The sequence below is a fragment of the Enterocloster aldenensis genome (assembly GCF_003434055.1).
Taxonomy (GTDB): domain Bacteria; phylum Bacillota; class Clostridia; order Lachnospirales; family Lachnospiraceae; genus Enterocloster; species Enterocloster aldenensis.
The window spans coordinates 1921-3846 of the sequence record NZ_QVEX01000038.1 but is presented as its reverse complement, the minus strand read 5'-3'; the positions used below and the strand labels follow the sequence as shown (position 1 = coordinate 3846).

Below are 1926 nucleotides of genomic sequence, written 5' to 3'. Positions count from 1 at the left end.
TGCCAGGAATCGCGCTCATCATTGATGTGTCCGATGTTGATTACATAGGTCTGTCCATCGTCGGCAGCAGCTGGCGCAGCGGTGCCGGCAGCGGCATCACCTGCAGGAGCGGCGGCAGGCGCAGCAGTAGTAGCAGTGGAACCGCCGCCACAACCTGCAAGGGACAGGGCCATTGCTGCGGTCAGCAGCAGTGCAAAAGGTTTTTTGTTCAGTTTCATAAATTCTTCTCCCTTCCTTTTGTAGGATTGGCATACCTTGACAGAGCCGGCCGGCTCTGGTCAAAACATACCTTGGTATGTATTTTACAACCTCACTAATATATTGCCATATGTGGGAATATATTACTATCTACAAAATGACAGTTTTGGAAAGGATTATTTGTGTATATTTAACAAAAACTAAAAAAATATGGTAAAAAATAGGGGAAAAAGTAAATATCTTACAAAGAAAAAGTAAAAAAACGTAAAAAAGTGTACATATTTTAACGGATGGAAAAACAGATATAAATATAATATAAAGACAGTATAAAGATGGCATAAAGAAACCGCCGGAAAAGTGCACATAGATTCAGCGCTTCTTCTGGCGGCGGTGTGTGAGGGGGATAAAATGCCATAACTAATATATTTGTTAAAAACATGTCTATCATCAATCCACAAAATAATCCGGATAGGATGTGATTGTATTCTGGAAATCCAGCAGGAACCGGCCCAGATGGTCATTGCAGAACTTGGCGATATCCACATCCCCGGGAATTCCCATGAGCAGATAGCAGTAAAGCGTGCTGTGGTTTTCCAGGATGGCGGACTGGTCCACATCGTTGACAACGGTATCCAGGTAACGCACCCTGTCATAGTGGGAATTGACCCCGTGGAGCGCGGACCATATGTGGTTGCGGTTGCTGAACTCATAAAGCATACGGTGCATGTCGTCATCCAGGTCAAAAAAGTCATCGCTTAGTTTATCCACATACCGGGCCAGCTCCTGGCGCTGCAGTTCCAGGTTGGCCTTGAGCGCCGCGGTCTGCTCTGAGGAAAGGGCGCCGGCAATTTCCCGGATGATGGCTGTTTCCAGGATACGGCGCATGAAATATCCTTCGCGTACAAGGCTGAGGCTGATATGGCTTACCCTGCTGCCACGCTGGGGCATGATATCCACAAGGCCCTCATTTTTTAAAAGAATCAGGGCCTCCCGTATGGGCGTACGGCTCATTCCCAGCTGGTCGCTGAGTTCGGCTTCATTTAACACTGCCCCCGGCTTCAGGTACAGGTTCATGATATTCCTCCGTATCAGCCTGTATGCATAGTCGCTGTTGGTTTCCTCCGGACAGCGTTTGTTTACAATTGTGAGAGACATGAAAGATGCTCCTCCTTTACTTGTTTTAATAGTTTTATACCAGAAAAAACGTGGTTTGCCAAGACGGGGAATAAAAGAGACCTGGAAATCCGGGAATTTCCAGGTCCTTATCATATTTAAAGCCATGGGGATTAAAAACAGAAGTCCTGTTAAGCGCCCAATATCAGGTTAGCAATGCCTGCGGTGATGAACGGCACATAGGTTACAAGCCCAAGGACCGCAAAGTTGGCAAGGAGGAAAGGCAGCAGTGCCTTTACATTGTCTGACAGCTTGTTGCCTGCAATGTTGGTGGCGGCAAACAGGCAGACGCCCACGGGCGGGGTACAGAGGCCAAGGACCAGGTTCATTACAACCATGACGCCAAACTGGATGGAATCCACACCTACGGAGGTGGCCAGCTGCAAAAGCACTGGGAACAGGATCAGGATGGCTGCAATGGTCTCCATGAACATGCCCACAAAAATCAGGAAGATGTTTATGAGCAGGAGAAGGACGTATTTGTTGTCGGTCAGGCTTAACATGGTATCTGCAATCATCTTGGGGATGTGCTCCTTGGTCATGATGTATGCAAAC

Annotated in this window: 2 protein-coding genes and 1 pseudogene; all 3 read right to left on the bottom strand. The window is 47.5% G+C overall.

The annotated features are described in order from the left end of the window. Nucleotides 1-218, bottom strand: a pseudogene (locus DWX59_RS28330) (ABC transporter substrate-binding protein); the annotation flags it as partial. Between the two features lie 427 nt (nt 219-645). After that, nucleotides 646-1353 carry a GntR family transcriptional regulator gene (locus tag DWX59_RS28325; protein ID WP_165643248.1) on the bottom strand — a complete coding sequence of 236 codons (708 nt, stop codon included), beginning with the start codon at nt 1351-1353 and terminating at the stop codon, nt 646-648. Between the two features lie 149 nt (nt 1354-1502). Continuing rightward, a partial coding sequence (locus DWX59_RS28320; protein ID WP_117563477.1) for a TRAP transporter large permease subunit occupies nt 1503-1926 on the bottom strand: 424 nt, incomplete at its 5' end.